Here is a 13393-nt window from a genome sequence, read left to right as displayed (position 1 = left end):
GCTTGCACGCCAATATTGCATGGCTACACTGAACTGGAACGATGCTTGCCTAGGCCGTAAAACGGAAAGCAGAACGGGGTGAAACATGACGACGGCGGTGATCAAACAGGAAATTGCGGTGGCGTCGTTCAGCAAGGTCTACGACCTGGATCATGTCGAGACCGCGCTGAACGATCTCGGGGAGAGCGCGAACGACGCGCTGCGCACCACGTACGAAAAGATGCTCAAGATCGGCAATTTGCGTTTCTGCGTGAAGCCGAACCGCATGCCTTCCATAGACGACCTGATCGGTGCGCTGCCCAACTTCGCCGATCCGCTCGACGACGTGCGGCGGCAAGTGGCGCTGTGCCTCGAAACGGACGACCGGCTCGAACTGATGCCCATTCTGTTGCTGGGCGACCCGGGCATCGGCAAGACGCATTTCGCGAAGCAGCTCGCCCGGCTGCTCGGCACGTCATATCACTACGTCGCGATGAGTTCGCTCACGGCGGGGTGGATTCTTTCGGGCGCGTCGTCGCAGTGGAAGAATGCGAAGCCGGGCAAGGTGTTCGATGCGCTCGTGCACGGCAGCTACGCCAACCCCGTGATCGCCGTGGACGAGATCGACAAGGCGAGCGGTGATTCGCAATACGACCCGCTGGGCGCGCTCTACGCGCTGCTGGAGCACGACACGGCGCAAACCTTCATCGACGAATTCGCCGAGGTGCCGATCAACGCGGGCCACGTGATCTGGATTGCGACGGCCAACGACGAGCGCGCGATTCCCGAGCCGATTCTCAACCGCATGAACGTCTACGAGATCGCGCCGCCCGATCGCGACGGCGCGCGGCGCATCGCGCAGTCCATCTACGACGAAATCCGCAGCGCGCACAGTTGGGGCGAGCGCTTCCCGGCCGTGCTGGGCGACGGTCCGCTCGACGCGCTCGCGAAAGCGTCGCCGCGCGAGATGCGCCGGGCCATTCTCAACGCGTTCGGCACGGCACGCATCGACGGTCGGCACGAGGTTCAGGCGAGGGACGTGCGGCTCGATTACGGCTCACGGCGCAAATCCATCGGGTTTCAGGCCTAGCGATTGGCCGCCGCCGGACGTGATGCTCCATGGTGGTTCGATCGCGTTTTTGCGTAAAAACACCCCGCTTCACCGTAAAAAAGCCGCCCGAGGGCGGCTTTTTGCTTGCTTATGCCGGATCGTTCCCGAAAATGACGGGAATCGTATGCGTATTGTTGTTTTCTCAACAACGATGGCGTCGGCGCGCCGTCACAATGTTCCTCGAGCGCCTTGGGAGGCGGGCTTTCTTCGGGAAATCCCGGATACCGTACGCGTGCCGCGCCATGGCCGTCTGCGCGTTTCGAGGCGAATCTGGCGGGCCGTCGGCGCCTGCGGCACCGTCGTACAATTTTGACGATGCCGGCGCCAGCGGTGGAGACGGCCGGGCGGCGAACGCCATCGGCAGGGCGGCGCGAAGCACTCAACGAAAGCACGAACGAAGGCATGATGTGGGGACTCGCAGTCGCACCTTGCCTCCAAGTGGACGTGGGACATGGATCAGATCGAATGTGTGGTGATCGGCGCGGGCGTGGTCGGGCTGGCGATAGCCCGGGCGCTTGCGGCGCGGGGCCGCGAGGTGATCGTGCTCGAGGCGGCCGAAGCGATCGGCGTGGGCACCAGCTCGCGCAACAGCGAAGTGATTCACGCGGGCCTCTACTATCCGCGCGGCTCGCTCAAGGCGGCGTTGTGCGTGCGCGGCCGCGAAATGCTTTACGACTACTGCGCGGGGCACGGCGTGCCGCACCAGCGCTGCGGCAAGCTGCTCGTGGCGACGGCGCGCAATCAGGTGCCGCAGTTGGAAAGCATCCTCGCGCGCGGCAGGGAGAACGGCGTGTTCGACCTCGTGCGCATCAGCGGTGCCGAGGCCACGGCGCTCGAACCGGCGCTCGAATGCGTGGACGCGGTGTTCTCCCCGCAGACCGGCATCGTGGACAGCCATCAACTGATGCTCGCCTTGCAAGGCGACGCCGAGCACGACGGCGCCGTATTCGCGTTTCATGCGCCGGTGCAGGAAATCGAGGCGGCCAACGGACGCTTCGTCGTGCGGGTGGGCGGCAACGAACCCACGGAGATTGGCTGCGCGTGCGTGATCAACAGCGCGGGGCTGCACGCGAATGGGCTGGCCCGACGCATCCGCGGGCTCGACGCCCGCCAGGTGCCGCCGCTTTATCTCGCGCGCGGGAACTACTTCAGCATCTCGGGACGGGCGCCGTTCAGCCGGCTCATCTATCCCATGCCGAACGAGGCGGGGCTGGGTGTGCACCTCACACTGGACCTTGGCGGACAGGCGCGCTTCGGTCCGGACGTGGAGTGGGTGGACAGCATCAACTACGACGTCGATCCGCGCCGTGCCGAGTCGTTCTACGCGCAGATCCGCGCGTATTGGCCAGGGCTGCCCGATGGCGCATTGCAGCCGGCTTACGCCGGCATTCGGCCGAAGCTCTCCGGCCCGGGCGAGCCCGCGGCGGACTTCATGATCCAGGGCCCGGCCGCTCACGGCGTGCGTGGGCTCGTGAACCTGTTCGGTATCGAGTCGCCGGGGCTCACCGCGTCTCTGGCCATTGCCCAGCGCGTCTGCGAGGTGGTTGGCCGCGCTTGAACCGGCGGCTGCGGCATGTATCTGCGGTGCGCCTGCGACGCAGGGTCGCTTATCTCCATCATTCGGGACATTACGCGAGGCGGCTTCGTTGTTATGCTTGTCACGCGCCGTCGTCAGAACGGCGAGCAGGTGAGCCTTACCTGTCCCAATGACCTGGAGTGACTCCCCATGAAATCGTCCCGTCGTACTTTCCTTATCACTAGCATTGGTGTTGCATCTTCGTTGGCGTTGTCCCGTCAGGCGTTTGCCGACGCGCCGAAGGTGTCCGAATCCGATCCCACGGCTGTTGCGCTCGGCTACAAGAACGACGCGGCGCAGGTCGACAAGGCCAAGTACGCGAAGTACGCGGCCGGCCAGCAGTGCAACAACTGCCAGTTCTTCCAGGGCAAGCCGACTGATGCATGGGCGCCGTGTCCGATGTTCGGCGGCAAGCAGGTATCCGGTAAGGGCTGGTGCAGCGCATATACGAAGAAGGCCTGAACGCCGCGCGCTTCACATGCTGCGCCGAGGTCTGTTCGATGCGGCGCAGCATGACAAGGCATGGCCGGAAGCGATTTGAAATGCGGGGCGCCGCGCTCACCATCGCCCGCCGTCCCGTCCCGCCGTCTCCCCTTGTCGTCCTCGTCGTCCTTATGCGGCGGCATGCAAGATGCTTCAAACGCAGCTTGAAATCACCTTGACCGGTCTTTACACTCGCAGGGCATCGGCGAAGGCCGGTACGCAGCTATCGAGGGCTGCATAACGACATACCCTCCCTCGTGAAGGCCGGAGAACCGGATGGCACCAGCGTCGAGAAGCTTGAACACACGGGCAGTCGCGGCCGCCGTGATCGGCAATGCGCTCGAGTGGTATGACTTCACTGTGTACGGCTTTCTCAACGTCGTCATCGCGCAGCTGTTCTTTCCCGCCAGCAGCGAATACGCGTCGCTGCTTCTCACCACGGCAACGTTCGGCGTCGCGTTCGTGATGCGCCCCGTGGGCGGCATCGTGCTCGGTCTCTATGCCGACCGCGCGGGCCGCAAGGCCGCGCTCTCGCTCGTGATTCTGCTCATGACGCTCGGCATCCTGCTGCTCGCCATCGCACCGCCGTATTCGGCCATCGGCGTGGGCGCGCCGCTCATGATCGTGGTGGGCCGCATGCTGCAAGGCTTCTCGGCGGGCGGTGAGTTCGGCAGTTCGACTGCGTTGCTGATCGAAGCCGCACCGTTCTCGAAACGTGGTCTCTACGGCAGCTGGCAGATGGCGAGTCAGGCCGGCGCGTTGCTGCTGGGTGCCCTCGTAGGCGCGACGATCGCGCACGGCCTGCCGCCCGAGGCGCTTAAAGCATGGGGCTGGCGCGTGCCGTTCATCCTTGGGCTTTTGATCGGTCCTATCGGTTTCTACATTCGCCGACACCTCGCGGACTCCGAAGCATTCCTTCACGCGAAGCAGACCGCGCGCCGTGCCACCTTGCGCGAGGTCTTCGCGAGCCACAGCCGCGACGTGCTGTGCGGACTCGGCGCTGTCATCGCGCTTACGGTGACGGTTTATGTGCTCATCAGTTACCTGCCCACCTTCGCGGTGCGCGAGCTGAAGCTCTCGTACGCGGAGTCGTTCCACGCGGTGATTGCGGGCAACATCGTGCTCATGGTGCTCTCGCCCGTGATGGGCGCGTGGTCCGACCGCATCGGCCGCAAGGGGCTCTCGCTGTGGTCGCTCGTCGTCACGTTCGTATTGATGTATCCGCTCTTCTCGTGGCTTGCCGCCGCGCCTACTGTGTCGAAGCTGGTGCTCGTGCAGACGCTGCTTTCGATCACGCTCTCCGGCTACTACGGACCATTCGGCGCGCTGATTGCCGAGCTGTTTCCCGCTAACGTGCGCTCCACCAGTCTCTCGCTTGCCTACAACTTTGCCGTGATGTTGTTCGGCGGCTTCGGCCCGTTCATCGTGACGTGGTTGATCCAGACATTCGATTCGCCGCTTGCGCCCACGTGGTATGTGATGGGTGGCCTCGCGGTGTCCATTGTTGCGGTGGCCTGCGTGCCCGCACAGCGCCATGCCGATCTCGACGCGCGGCGCAAGCCGGCGTAACCGGGCGTCGTCAGCTATGAGCGCGAGTCGGCGCGCTGCCGCTTCGCACGCACACGTTCAGCTGCGCGCGTGCATCAACGGCGGCCGGCGATCGAACCAGGGGCGCGCCGCTTCGAGTTGTGCGGCGAGCCGGAATAGCGTGGCGTCGTCGCCTTCCCGCGCGGCGAATTGCACCCCGATGGGCAGGCCACGCGCGTTCCAGTAAAGCGGCACCGACATCGCCGGCTGACCGGTGAGATTGAACAACTCGGTGCAGCCCGCCCACGCGAATGCCTTGGCCGATGCTTCGGCGAGCAGGCGTTTCATGAGCGGCTCGACGGGCATGGCCGTGACCGCGCGCATCTGGATGCGCTCCATCTGCGTGGGTCGCATCTCGCCGATCTTGATGGGCGCTGACGCGAGCGTCGCGCACAGAATCACGTCGTAGCGCGTGAAGAGATCCGCCACCTTCGCGCTGACGCGGCGCTGTGTTTCGAGCGCGCCCGGCAGCGCGCCTTCACCGAGCTTGCGGCCTACGTGCGCCATCGCCCATGTCGCAATTTCGAAGTCGGTGCGGCGAGGCTTGCGGCCCGAGAGGCGATCCGCATGCAGCACGAATTCGTCGGCGACCACGGACCACAGCATCAGAAACGCGTGAGCGACAGAGGCGAAGTCGACGTCGGGTTCAACGGGATCGACATGATGACCGAGCGATTCGGCGAGCCTGGCGGCGTCGTCCAGCGCAGCGCGCGCATCGGCGGAGAGCGACGGCGCGAGCATGGGGTGCGAGATCAGCGCGATATGCAGCGGCTTGCACGGCTCGCGCGTGGCCGCGAGCAGCGTGCCAGGTGCGCCCGGCGGCAGTGCGGGGTTGCCGGTCACAAGATCGAGCAGCAGGGCGCTGTCGCGCACGCTGCGCGAGATGGCGTGATCCACACCAAGCTCGCCTGGCGGCGGCGCCTCGATGCGCGGTGCCTGCCGCGAACGCGAGGGCTTCAGTCCGAAGAGTCCGCAGCATGAAGCGGGAATACGGATCGAGCCGCCGCCATCGGATGCATGCGCAACCGGCACGACGCCGGCTGCCACGGCCGCCGCGGCACCGCCGCTCGATCCGCCCGGCGTGTGATCGAGGTTCCACGGATTGCGGCACGGACCAAACAGTTCGGGCTCCGTATAAGGCATTTGCCCGAGTTCAGAAGTACTCGTCTTCGCGAAAATGTTGAGCCCCGCCTGGCGAAAGCGCGCGACCACCGGCGCGTCTTGCGTGGGCACGAAGTAGCGATAGTGACGGCTGCCCATCGACATCGGCAGGCCCGCCACCGGCGCGCCCAGATCCTTGACCAGAAAAGGCACGCCCGCGAGCGGCCCTTCGGCGAGGCCCTGTGTGCCATCACCGTTGCTGAGCGCGCGCTTGCGGGCCGTCTCGTAGTCTTTGAGCACGATCGCGTTGATGGCCGTATTCACCGCTTCCACACGCGAGATCGCCGCGTCCAGCAGTTCGCGCGCGCTGACTTCGCGACGCTTCACGAGATCGGCAAGGCCGATTGCATCGTGGGCAAGGTAGTCGGACTCCATCGATCGGTTTCTCGCGTGCAGGGGTGATGGCGTGGAAGGCGCTTACATGCGCTCGCCGAGGAACGTCAGCGTGCGGCCATGCGCGAGCGCTGCGGCGTGCTGGTTGTACGACGCGCGCTCCGTGCAGTTGAAGCCGTGCTCGGCGCCGGGGTACAGGTGGAACTCCACGTTGTCGCGACCCGTGAAGCGCTCCTTCACCTGCCCCACGGCCTCGAGCGGAATGGAGTGATCGTGCTCGGCATAGTGGAACAGCATGGGCACCTTGATGTTCGGCGCTTCTTCCAGGCGGTTCTGGATGCCGCCGCCGTAGTACGACACCGCGGCATCCAGCGTGCCCTGGGCAGCGGCGAGATAGGCGAGGCGTCCGCCGAAGCAGTAGCCGATGGCGGCCACCTTGCCCGTCACCTCGGGCATGGCGCGCAACGCGGCCGCGGCCGCGCCGATGTCGGCGACGGCGAGATCGACGTTGGTCTTTTGCAGCAGTTCGATGCCGCGGTCGCGGTCCGCGCCCACGTAGGCCAGTTCCACACGCGGCTGCGTACGCCAGAAAATGTCGGGGGCGAGCGCGACGTAGCCGTCCTGCGCGTATTGTTCGGCGACGTCGCGAATATGGCCGTTGACGCCAAAGATTTCCTGAACGATGACGATGCCCGGGCCCTTGCCCGTCTTCGGCAGCGCCAGGTAGCCTTCGAAGCTTTCATTGCCGGTGGGGATGTCGATCCAGCGGGACGTAATGCTCACAGCGTTCTCCTTCAAGACGGTAACGGAGCGAGACGCCGCGATGCTTCCCGCCGCATACCGAAAGCGCTGCAAAGCCTGGCGAGGCCTTGCAAGGCACGGCTGGGCGCGACGCGGCGAATCGAACCAGGAAGTCAATATGGAGAGTCAGTTTGCCATAGGGGTGGACGGCGCTGCAGCAAGCCGCGCAGCGTGTCTCAAGATACGTCCTGCTGCACGTGGCGGTCTTGGCCGGTGGGCGATGGTTGGGTGATCGGCGGCCGCACGCTTACGATGCTTATTCGAACTATTAACGGTTATTAACCGCCATCACTTTAGTGCGGATGGACAAAACGTCACATTGGCGGACACGCACATTGAGCCAGCCTTGCGCAAACCTTTGCGAAGCCCTGCTCGCATGGCCGGGCCGGGGTATCCGCAGAGCCGCATGGGTGGCCGTTTTACAGGCACTGCAGTGCTTACATCGCATCTCGCGGTTCGGTTGACAGGACAAACGCTATTGGTAGTGTCACCACTTACCCAAAAAAATCCCCTAAATTAATTTGATCGCCTACACTTGCGCGCAAGTATGATTGGCCGCCTGTCACAAACCGGCGAATGTCATGCTAGCCAGGTGCATGAACGATGCATCCTGCGTGGTCGTCCCCAATAGAGCGACACGTGAAGGGAGCGGGGCACAGGGCGATTACGTAATTTGGGACCGAAACTGGAGACTTACATGAACATCAAGATTCAAAAGCTGTTGCCGATCAGCGCGGCCGCCATGCTGTTTGCGTCGATCGCAACGACCGCGGCAGCTGACCAGGTCGTGAAGATCGGTCACGTCGCTCCGCTGACGGGCGGCATTGCCCACCTCGGGAAAGACAACGAGAACGGCGCGCGTCTCGCGGTCGAAGAAATCAATGCCAAGGGTCTGACGATCGGCGGCCAGAAGGTCACGCTGGAACTCGACGCCCAGGACGACGCGGCTGACCCGCGTACGGCTACCCAGGTTGCCCAGAAGCTTGTCGACGACAAGGTCGTGGCGGTGGTCGGTCACCTGAACTCGGGTACCTCGATCCCGGCATCGAAGATCTATAGCGACGCGGGCATCGTCCAGATCTCGCCGTCGGCAACGAACCCCGCCTACACGCAGCAAGGCTTCAAGACCACGTACCGCGTGGTGGCTACGGACGCTCAGCAAGGCCCGGCACTCGCGAACTATGCCGCGAAGGGCCTGAAGGTGAAGAGCGTCGCGATCGTCGACGACTCCACGGCTTATGGCCAGGGTCTGGCGAACGAATTTGAGAAGACCGCGAAGGCACTGGGCCTGAAGGTCGTGTCGCACGACGCGACGAACGACAAGGCCGTGGACTTCCGCGCGATTCTGACGAAGATCAAGGGTGAGAACCCGGACGCGATCATGTACGGCGGCATGGACGCCACCGGCGGCCCGTTCGCCAAGCAGGCGAAGCAACTGGGCCTGCGCGCGAAGGTGCTCGCGGGTGACGGCGTGTGTACCGACAAGCTGTCGGACCTGGCTGGCGACGCAACCGACAACGTCGTGTGCTCGGAAGCCGGTATGGCGCTCGAGAAGATGGCAGGCGGCGCAGCGTTCCAGGCGAAGTATCAGAAGCGCTTCGGCCAGCCGATCCAGATCTACGCTCCGTTCACGTATGACGCGGTGTACATCATCGTCGACGCAATGAAGCGTGCGAACTCGACGGACCCGGCGAAGATCCTCGCCGCCATGCCGAGCACCGACTACAAGGGCGTGATTGGCGAAACCACGTTCGACTCGAAGGGCGACCTCAAGCACGGCGTGATCTCGCTGTACAACTACAAGGGCGGCAAGAAGACCCTGCTCGACGTCGTGAAGATGTAATGTCGCGGGCTGCACCGGGTGGCGCTTCGCGCTCACCGGTGCGGTTCATGTCGACAACGACAGGCTGAACGAGGCACGCGTGCATCATGCACGCGTGCCTTTTGTTTTGGTGGCTTGCACGCGAGGCGGATGCATCGATAACAAGCTGGAGGAGAGGGCCATGAGCCGTTCGTTCGATGACGACTGGCGCCGCTGGATTGCCGAAAACCTGTTGCTCGACGTGCCGCCGGAAACGCTTGCTGTGGCGCTCGCGTCGCATGGCTTCGCGCCGGCGGACGCCACGCACGAAGTGGACGCGGCGCTTGCGAGCCCGTATCTGCAGGGCGGCGCGCGGCTTCGTAATCGTTTGCGCAAGCGTGACTGGATGCTCTCGGTGTATCGCACGCTCGCGCGCATGCGTGCCGCGCCGCAGACGAACGCAGGCGCAGCCGACGCCGGCCTGAGCGCAACAGCAGTAGAGCGACGCGAACGGCTCTCGCGCGACGAATTCTTCGAGTCGTATTACTGCCAGAACCGGCCTGTGCTGATCGACGGCATGCTGGACGCGTGGCCCGCGCTTCGCAAATGGGGCTACGACTATTTCCGCGCGCGTTGCGGCGACGCCGAGGTGGAAGTGCAGTTCGGCCGCGAATCGGACGAGAACTACGAGATCAACCAGCCGAAGCACAAGCGGCTCATGCGCTTTCGCGACTACGTGGATCTCGTGGAGCAAAGCGGCGCCACCAACGATTTCTACATGACGGCGAACAACACGTCGCGCAACCGCGCGGCGCTGGCGGCGCTGTGGGATGACATTCCGCCCATCGACACCTACCTCGACGCAAGCTCGCCGGACAAAGGCTTCTTCTGGTTCGGCCCGGCCGGCACGAAGACGCCGTTCCACCACGACCTCACCAACAATTTCATGGCCCAGGTAATGGGCCGCAAGCTTGTCCGTCTGGTGCCGCTCGCCGATACGCCGTTCATGTACAACCATTTCCACTGCTTCTCGCAGGTGGACGGCAGTGCGATCGATACCGAACGCTTTCCGGCGATGAAGAACGCGCAGGTGGTGGAGTGCACGCTCGGGCCCGGCGAGCTGCTGTTTCTGCCGATCGGATGGTGGCATTACGTGGAAGGGCTCGACGTGTCCGTGACCATGACGTTCACCAACTTCCTGCGCCACAACGACTTCGCGAGCGCGTACGGCACTTATCACGAGCTTTGAGGCGGGCGGCCCGCGCGCAGACGTCGAAACGAGCGCGGAAATGAAAAAGCGGACCGGTTGCCCGGTCCGCTTTCCTCCCTGACGCTTTGGCTGCCGTCGTTATTTTTTCGCTGCGAGAGCGGGCACGGCAGCGGGCGCGCCCGAGCCGACGCCCGAGGTTGCGCCGCCGAGCGCACCCGTGAGTGCGCCCACGAGGCTCGTGACCGGCGCGAGGAGATTGCCGCTGCCCGTCGCGCCGGCACCTGCGCCGCCGCCAATCGACACACCGCTGCCGGACGGCCCGCCCGAGCTTCCCGAGCCGCTGCCTGGCCTCGTGACCGTGACGCCGCCTCCCACACCCGCGCTGATGTTGAGCGGAGCGCCGAGCGCGCCCGTCAGCGACGAGACGAGCGAGGTGATCGGTGCGAGCGGGTTGCCGCTGCCGGTTCCGCCTGTTCCACCCGTTCCACCTGTTCCGCCCGGCAGGGCGCCGGTGAGAGAGCTTACGAGATCCGTGATGGGCGCAAGCGGATTGCTGCCTGTCGTGCCGCCGGCGGTGAAGAGCGAGCCTGCTGTCGTTACCGTGTCGCCGGTCTTGGTCAGCACGTTGCCGAGGCTCGGACCCACGGGATTGCTGGTCGCACTCCCGACCTGCTTGCCGGCGCTGTCGAGCCCGTGACCGAGCGTCGCGAGCAAGCCATAAAGCGGGGCGCCCAGACCTGTTGTGTCGCCTACTGCCTGGGTCGTTTGGCCGAGTGCGGTCGTGATCGGCGTGATGATCGTGCTCACAGACTGCGTGACCTGCTGAACCGGGCCGCCCGCCACGGTGGTACCCAACTGCGTGCCGACACCGCTCACCGCGTTGCCGACTTGCGAGAAGGCGCCGCCGAGCGGCGTCGTGAGCGGACTCAGCGGTGCCGCTGGGCCGGTGCCCAGACTGTTGACCAGTTGGCCCGTGCTGTTGACGGCCTGGCCGACGTCATAGATCAGGTTGCCGCTGCTCGCGAGCGAAGTGCCGAGCGGATCGGTGGAGTTGCCGAGCTGGCCGAGACCGTTGCCCACACCCTGGCCCAGCGCCGTGACGCCGTTGCCCAGGTTCGATACCGCGTTGCCGAGCGCGCCGGTCGTGCCTGAGCCGGCGCCGGGAACGGGCGTGAGGCCGATCTGGCTGCCAATCGTCGACACGGTTTGACCGGTCGACGTCACTACGTTGCTGGCGGCTTTGACGACCTGGCCGAGGAGGTTGTTGGTCGTTGGCGTCGGAGTTGGTGTTGGGGTTGGCGTTGGCGTTGGCGTTGGCGTTGGCGTCGGAGTTGGAGTCGGAGTTGGAGTCGGAGTTGGAGTCGGAGTTGGAGTTGGAGTCGGAGTTGGAGTCGGAGTTGGAGTCGGAGTTGGAGTCGGAGTTGGAGTTGGAGTCGGAGTTGGAGTCGGAGTTGGAGTCGGAGTTGGAGTCGGAGTTGGAGTCGGAGTCGGAGTCGGAGTCGGCGTACCACTCCCTCCGCCCGACCCCGACCCCGACCCCGACCCCGACCCCGACCCCGACCCCGACCCCGACCCCGACCCTGATCCACCGCTTGCCCCGCCTCCCAGTCCCGCCCCGGCCCCCGCGCCGGTGCTGCCGGAAATCGCCGGCTTGGCGGGCGTATCGAGTGTGGTGCCGCAGCCTGTCAGCGCGACCATCGACGACACGCACAACGCGATCGCCGTCAGCTTGAACGTCTGATTCATTTTTTTGCCCCCCGTATCGGAATTCGCGGGAGACAGATTGCAAGCGCTATGCCATCTGGAGCGGCCGATCGCCGAGAGCGCACAGGTCCAGCAAAATCAAGGCCCACGCGGTTTGAAACGAAGCGCAGGCAAAAGAGGCGCACCGTCGTGTGGGGCGGAACATCGGTGCGAGGGGGGCCGATGTAACGTAACGCGCGATGCGCTCGGCATAGCCCGCCGGCGCGTCAACGGGACGTCCCGCCTGCGCTGAATCGTCGGCTACAAGCGGGGGAAAAGCGGCGTGAAGAAACGCGCGTGAGAAAAACGCGCCGCCGCTCACACCTTGAGCCGCCGCAAAACCCGCGGCGCGACGGCGGCCACGAGCGCCGCGCATAGCGCCACCACGGAAAGCCCGATCGAAAGGTTCGTGATCTGCGCGACCCCGCCAATTACCACCGGCCCCAGCAGCAAACCGAAATAGGCGAGTCCGGCGACGTGTGCGAGACCCTCCGCCGCATGGATGCCATTCACCCGTGTCGACGCCGCGAACAGGACAGGCATCATGTTCGCGAGACCGAGGCCCATGAGCGTGAAGCCTGTCATCGCCGTGACCGGATAAGGCAGCAGCAGCGCACCGACCATTCCGACACAGGCGAGCGAGGCGCTCGCCATCACGAGTTGCGGTGCGCCGAAGCGGGCGCGCACGGCGTCGCCGGCGAAGCGCGCCGCCGCCATGCCGCCCGAGAACGCCGCATACGCCGCGCTTGCGACGGCCGGGCTCGACACCACGACGTCCCGCATGTAGACCGTGGCCCAGTCGTACATGGCGCCTTCGGCAACGAGCGCGATCAGGGCGATTGCACCGAGCATCCACAGCGCCGGCGAACGCCAGCGGTTCGCGCGCGGCGTCGCCGAATCGGGATGCTCGGCGTGCGGCACGTGAGGCAGCACCGCGGGACACGCGGCAATCAGCACGAGCGTCACGATCGCTGAGGCAAGCGCGAGGTGCAGCGCCGGCGCCATGCCGTGCGCGAGCAGCGCGCCGCCCACGGCGGCACCCGCCATGCCGCCCACGCTGAACATGCCGTGCAGCGACGACATGATGGGCCGGCCCATCGTCTTTTCCACGGCACTGGCTTCGGCGTTCATGGCGACGTCGAGCGTTGCCATGCCCACCCCGAATCCCGCGAGCACCGGCAGCAACAGCCAATACGTCGGCACGACGAGAATGAGCGCGCCGCACACGGCCATGGCGAGACCGCCCGCAAGACAGGCGCGCCGCGTGCCGACGCGCGCGATCCACGACGCGTTGGTCGCCATCGCGGCGATCGATCCGCCCGCCACGGCAAAGAGCGCATACGACAGATGCGCCGGGTCCAGATGAAAGCGGTCGCGCACGGTCGGCACGTGGACGCCCCAGGACGCGTACATCATCCCGGCAATGAAAAACAGTGCCATGGTCGCAATGCGAGCCCGATTACGCGCGGCGGCAGGAAGATTGCGATGCGCGGCAGGCAAGGCGGCGAAATCGGGTGATTGATCGGACACGGGAAAGATCTGGGAAGAGAAAAGGGAAAGCGGATCGAAAGCAGGACGATTCTAGCGAAGCTTTATTTCCCTGACGGC

At 65.1% G+C, this 13393-nt stretch carries 9 protein-coding genes and 1 pseudogene; 6 read left to right on the top strand and 4 right to left on the bottom strand.

What is annotated here, in order from left to right:
* Nucleotides 1–85 precede the first annotated feature (85 nt).
* The 4 genes from PKKP23_RS22995 to PKKP23_RS22980 all read left to right on the top strand — a co-directional run bounded on the left by PKKP23_RS22995 (nucleotide 86) and on the right by PKKP23_RS22980 (nucleotide 4718).
* The gene (locus PKKP23_RS22995; RefSeq protein ID WP_126878561.1) at nucleotides 86–1069 is read left to right on the top strand and encodes an AAA family ATPase; all 984 of its coding nucleotides are present in this window, start codon (nucleotides 86–88) and stop codon (nucleotides 1067–1069) included.
* A 472-nt stretch (nucleotides 1070–1541) separates the two neighbouring features.
* Nucleotides 1542–2648, top strand: coding sequence for an NAD(P)/FAD-dependent oxidoreductase (locus PKKP23_RS22990; protein ID WP_126878560.1), 1107 nt, complete (start codon nucleotides 1542–1544; stop codon nucleotides 2646–2648).
* 168 nt (nucleotides 2649–2816) lie between these two features.
* Entirely contained in the window at nucleotides 2817–3128 is a 312-nt protein-coding gene (locus PKKP23_RS22985; RefSeq protein WP_026120968.1) for a high-potential iron-sulfur protein, read from the top strand.
* A gap of 297 nt (nucleotides 3129–3425) precedes the next feature.
* Nucleotides 3426–4718: an MFS transporter gene (locus PKKP23_RS22980; RefSeq protein WP_126878559.1), complete on the top strand. Its 1293-nt coding sequence runs from the start codon at nucleotides 3426–3428 to the stop codon at nucleotides 4716–4718.
* Between the two features lie 57 nt (nucleotides 4719–4775).
* On the opposite strand, the gene PKKP23_RS22975 is transcribed toward PKKP23_RS22980, so the two are convergent.
* Nucleotides 4776–6272: an amidase gene (locus PKKP23_RS22975; protein ID WP_126878558.1), complete on the bottom strand. Its 1497-nt coding sequence runs from the start codon at nucleotides 6270–6272 to the stop codon at nucleotides 4776–4778.
* Between the two features lie 42 nt (nucleotides 6273–6314).
* Nucleotides 6315–7013 carry a dienelactone hydrolase family protein gene (locus PKKP23_RS22970; protein WP_126878557.1) on the bottom strand — a complete coding sequence of 233 codons (699 nt, stop codon included), beginning with the start codon at nucleotides 7011–7013 and terminating at the stop codon, nucleotides 6315–6317.
* Between the two features lie 715 nt (nucleotides 7014–7728).
* Between PKKP23_RS22970 and PKKP23_RS22965 the strand changes: the two genes are divergently transcribed.
* Together PKKP23_RS22965 and PKKP23_RS22960 are read left to right on the top strand one after the other, a co-directional pair.
* Entirely contained in the window at nucleotides 7729–8874 is a 1146-nt protein-coding gene (locus tag PKKP23_RS22965) for a branched-chain amino acid ABC transporter substrate-binding protein (RefSeq protein ID WP_017772438.1), read from the top strand.
* Nucleotides 8875–9034: 160 nt separating this feature from the next.
* On the top strand, nucleotides 9035–10081 hold the full coding sequence (locus tag PKKP23_RS22960; protein ID WP_126878556.1) for a cupin-like domain-containing protein: 1047 nt from the start codon (nucleotides 9035–9037) through the stop codon (nucleotides 10079–10081).
* A gap of 126 nt (nucleotides 10082–10207) precedes the next feature.
* On the opposite strand, the pseudogene PKKP23_RS22955 reads toward PKKP23_RS22960, so the two are convergent.
* Both PKKP23_RS22955 and PKKP23_RS22945 read right to left on the bottom strand, forming a co-directional pair.
* A pseudogene (locus tag PKKP23_RS22955) lies at nucleotides 10208–11398 on the bottom strand (collagen-like triple helix repeat-containing protein); the annotation flags it as partial.
* 705 nt (nucleotides 11399–12103) lie between these two features.
* Nucleotides 12104–13315, bottom strand: a complete 1212-nt coding sequence (locus PKKP23_RS22945) for an MFS transporter (protein ID WP_126878554.1) — start codon at nucleotides 13313–13315, stop codon at nucleotides 12104–12106.
* Between the last annotated feature and the right edge of the window lie 78 nt (nucleotides 13316–13393).

The sequence above is a fragment of the Paraburkholderia kururiensis JCM 10599 = LMG 19447 genome, assembly GCF_003986935.1.
In the GTDB taxonomy this organism is placed as follows: Bacteria; Pseudomonadota; Gammaproteobacteria; order Burkholderiales; family Burkholderiaceae; genus Paraburkholderia; species Paraburkholderia kururiensis.
This window is presented reverse-complemented; position numbering and strand designations above follow the sequence as displayed.

Coding starts and splice junctions, on each gene's coding strand:
- PKKP23_RS22980 (WP_126878559.1), top strand. CDS start 3,426: ATGGCACCAGCGTCGAGAAGCTTGAACACACGGGCAGTCGCGGCCGCC.
- PKKP23_RS22975 (WP_126878558.1), bottom strand. CDS start 6,272: ATGGAGTCCGACTACCTTGCCCACGATGCAATCGGCCTTGCCGATCTC.
- PKKP23_RS22990 (WP_126878560.1), top strand. CDS start 1,542: ATGGATCAGATCGAATGTGTGGTGATCGGCGCGGGCGTGGTCGGGCTG.
- PKKP23_RS22995 (WP_126878561.1), top strand. CDS start 86: ATGACGACGGCGGTGATCAAACAGGAAATTGCGGTGGCGTCGTTCAGC.
- PKKP23_RS22965 (WP_017772438.1), top strand. CDS start 7,729: ATGAACATCAAGATTCAAAAGCTGTTGCCGATCAGCGCGGCCGCCATG.
- PKKP23_RS22960 (WP_126878556.1), top strand. CDS start 9,035: ATGAGCCGTTCGTTCGATGACGACTGGCGCCGCTGGATTGCCGAAAAC.
- PKKP23_RS22985 (WP_026120968.1), top strand. CDS start 2,817: ATGAAATCGTCCCGTCGTACTTTCCTTATCACTAGCATTGGTGTTGCA.